This window comes from Microcystis sp. LE19-41.2A (assembly GCF_027530405.1).
Classification (GTDB): Bacteria; Cyanobacteriota; Cyanobacteriia; order Cyanobacteriales; family Microcystaceae; genus Microcystis; species Microcystis aeruginosa.
On sequence record NZ_JAPZQJ010000048.1, the window covers coordinates 1 to 3,895 of the forward strand.

The 3,895-nt window shown below is 37.9% G+C and carries 1 protein-coding gene; it reads right to left on the reverse strand.

The window, feature by feature from the left end:
- Positions 1–502: 502 nt before the first annotated feature.
- A complete protein-coding gene (locus O9290_RS02380) occupies positions 503–3,691 on the reverse strand; it encodes a type ISP restriction/modification enzyme (RefSeq protein WP_288086637.1) in 3,189 nt (1,062 codons plus the stop codon).
- Positions 3,692–3,895 lie beyond the last annotated feature (204 nt).

The following is a 3,895-nucleotide window of genomic DNA, read 5'->3' on the forward strand; positions in this document are numbered from 1 at the left end:
CTTGTTCCCCACTTAAGCCCAACTATCGGCACTATTCGTTCATTAAACACTAATTGTCAAGATGCCATGTAATCTTTCCTATCAAAGTAATTTCAGTTCCGGTGCTGATTCGGAGCATCTTTCAATTTGACAACGCCAAAATTTTTGAGACATTTCAATATAAATTTAAAAGGCAACCGCAACAAAAAAGGAAGAAAAACCCTAATAAATATAACCTAGAAGACGCTTTATCTGTGGTTGAAACCTGCGATAAAATATCAATCTAGGGTTTGCGGCAAAAAGTACGGGCGAAGCATTCGGATAGAAAATCTACGGTTTCACCGATAGGTTATTGCCCGAATGCTTCGCCCCTACAGGACGCGGGCCGATGAAAACCCAAGGTTTTGAAGCACGATTCTCTCAAAATCTTGCACCTGTACTGATTATTTATTCTCCCTTTTGCCTCTCCCAATATGTAGCCTATACTCAACGGATTTAGTATTAATCTTCTCTCACCGGTGGCTTAACTAAAGGGGAAACCACCATATTTATGGATAATTATATCTATAGTTTCCATAATTGCGATCGATTCTCCCAAAATGGAGATGATTTGTTGATAATGTTCTAGGTCATCGTAGCTAAGGTGGCGACCTTTGCGGTCTTTTAGCCACTTCTGACACACTTGATAACCGCCGATATAAAAGTTCCAAATTTGGGGCGGAATCCCCGCAAAATACTGGTCAGAATTAATCGAAATTTGTTGTTTATTTTCGTCATATTTCACCTGTTCGACTAGATTAGAACCCGCCACGGGATAGCTACTAATTTCTTTTCCCGTTGCTTTCATCAGGTGTAAATGTACTAATCTGTCACCTTTTTTGACTAATTCCCAGAATAATTCTTGATTACTGGTGAGAGGAACACGAGGAAAGTCTATCTTTAAAAATTCGGCGTAACGTTGGCGATATTGGGGAGAGTGAAAGACAGCATAGATATAGTTAAAAATGTCTTCCGGTCCAAAGGTTTTCTTTTTGTCTCCTTTGCCATCACTGATAAATTCTAATTCAAGTTTTGCCGAAAGTTTGTTAATAAATTCAGGCGCTAGATTGGGACGGCGACCATTTGGCGAGTTGGTTGCTTCTGTGTCAAATAGCGTTGGGTTATTAGTTGGATAAAGATAAAGGGGGAAGTTATGGTTAGATTCTTTCGTGATATTTGAAATCAAACAATCATTAGGAACTAAGTCAGTTATCCAAAAATGTCTATATTCATTATTTGCTATTTGACGAGAACAAACTAAACACAAATTTTCTTTGTTAAATATATGGTTTCTTAAATCAGGTCTTGTTCTATCCATAACATAATCAGAATAAAACATAAACCTATTGTCGAAGGGTCTATAAGCGCATAAGTCAAGGAATCTCCACAAGTCTATCTCTTGTTTCAAAGCTGTAGCTGCTTTCTTCCAATCCCACTTTCCTAAATCATATTTATCAGAAAAAGAATTATCTAATTTATCTTGATTAACTAATTCAGTAATTCGTTTAACTATCTGCTCTTTATCGAAATCTATAGCAAAGTGATCACGATGACTCTTGAAACCATAGATATGAGTAATATATATTTCATCAATTCTATGATATTTATTATATTCACCTAGCGATTTTTCTGATTGAATTCTTAACAAATAAAATGGTTTTTTAGGCTCTATATCTAACCATTCAGTTGAACTAATATCATTTTCATCTAACCAATGATACTTACCCCCAACTAACTCTCTATTCTCTTTAACCTCTCTAACACCCCACAAATCAGCATGATAAACCTTGGCTAAATCTTGCTGACTATCTTGATACTTAATAAAAAACGCAATCGCTACACCTTGCTGAATATCAAACACATTTTGATCGGGTGAACCGTCGGGACAAACTTCTTTTTTCTTACTATTCCCATGCAAATCTAAAATATAAATCTCATCAAAAGTCTGCATCAAATTTTGACGCATTCCCCGAAAAGTGGGATTATCCAAATAACCATGATTTGTAATTAACGCCACAACTCCATAACCAGTTTCCGCTACCCGATACTGAGCAAAGCGAATAAACTTCACATAATCATCTAATAAACCTTTAGGGTTTCTCTCTCCCAATGGTTTTCCATCTAATTGATAATAATCCTTAACCAAATTCACAATCCAAGGGTCAGTATTCATCGACTGATAGGAATAGGGTGGATTGCCTAAAATAACCATAACTGGCATTTCTTGCTTAACACCTTGCGCTGACTCTGCTTCATCGCGAATGCGATTTAAAAACCCATCAGCAGGGGGAATTTGAAAAGCTTCCTGTAGGGTGTTAGTGAGATAGATTCCTAAGCGTTCATCGGCACTAAAATCATAGCCTAATTCCTGAAGTTGTAAACCTAATTTCATGTGTGCTACGGTGTAGGGAGCCATCAGTAATTCAAACCCAAAGAGACGGGGTAATAAATGTTTACTAACATAACTAGACCACATCCCTTTCTGTTGACGAAAACTGTCATAGATATGGTCGATAACAGAGTGTAAAAAAGTGCCAGTTCCCACAGCAGGATCGAGGATTAAAACTTGGTGAACTTCCTGAGTTTCTTGGCTATTATTAGGATTTTTAATCGTAATTTTTTTGGCATCGGCCAAACCTTTAGGAATCTGAAACTTATTTTTTAGAATATAGTCCACACTGCGAACCATGTAAGAAACCACGGGTTCAGGAGTATAATAAACCCCCCTAGACTCACGCATTTTACTATCGTATTCGGCTAAAAAAGTCTCATAAAAGTGAACCACAGGATCCTGCTTGCGCGTGCGTTTTCCAAAGCTGCTAAGAATCCCCTCCATGTCCGTTTGTTGTAAAATAGTGGCTAGAGTATCCACGGCCCAAGTAATCCGCTCATCTAATTCTGTACCAGCAATTTGATGAAAAATTCCCCGCAAAAAAGGGTTAGTTTTCGGTAGTCGAAATCCCGCCGTTTCCCTGGAAAAAGAACTTATTTGATCCGTATTACAGCGTGCTGCGAATAAACCATAACAGATTGTTTGTGCATACATATCGGCGAACTGCGCTTCATTGAGATCACTAATTAAAACTCGTTGAAAAGATTGCAATTGTTGCCGCAACATTCCCCCGCAATCTTGATCTTTTAAAGCTTGGCCGATTGCATCTCGAATTAACTGCGCTAAAGCGGCCATTTTTTTCGCTAATTCTCGCGGTGTTGTTATCTGAATAACTTTTGAGAGGAAAAATTGACAGAACAATTGTTCTACTTGCAAAATACCCTGGGAATCAGGTTTAATTTGCTTTTTTTGATTAAGACTTGCCACGGACGCTGATAGACGCAATTCTCCCGATACATACCAACGAAATTCTAAATGATCGGTGATAATTAAATTACCCAAAGCCTGTAAATAACGTTTTATTTGGGGAGTATTTTCAACCTTTTTGAGAGAAGTTCCGATATCTTTTGCTTCCAGATGACCAATTTCTACTATACCCTGATTAATCACAAAATCTGGAGCGCCACAAGCAATCCTTTTGGGTTCATTGAGAGCCTGTAGGTTATTATTTAGGGATTCAATTAATTTTTTTAAAGCAGGACGATAACTGTGTTCTGTGGCGTTACCCTGTTGATAAATGCCTGTGATTTCCTCTAGATATTTTGGCAGTGAGTTACTCATTATCGTTGCGACATACAAACGTTCTTCTATAGATAAAATATAACCTCATTTGCCCCCAATGTCCACTGCCCTCATCCTACTTTATGGCTGCATCTGACATTTGCAGAAATACCGACAATGAGCAATTATCAGTGATTCTTGAATTATCACAGATATATCAGCAGCTGCCTGTAAGCATCCCACCGAAAAACTAATGCGCGGGGG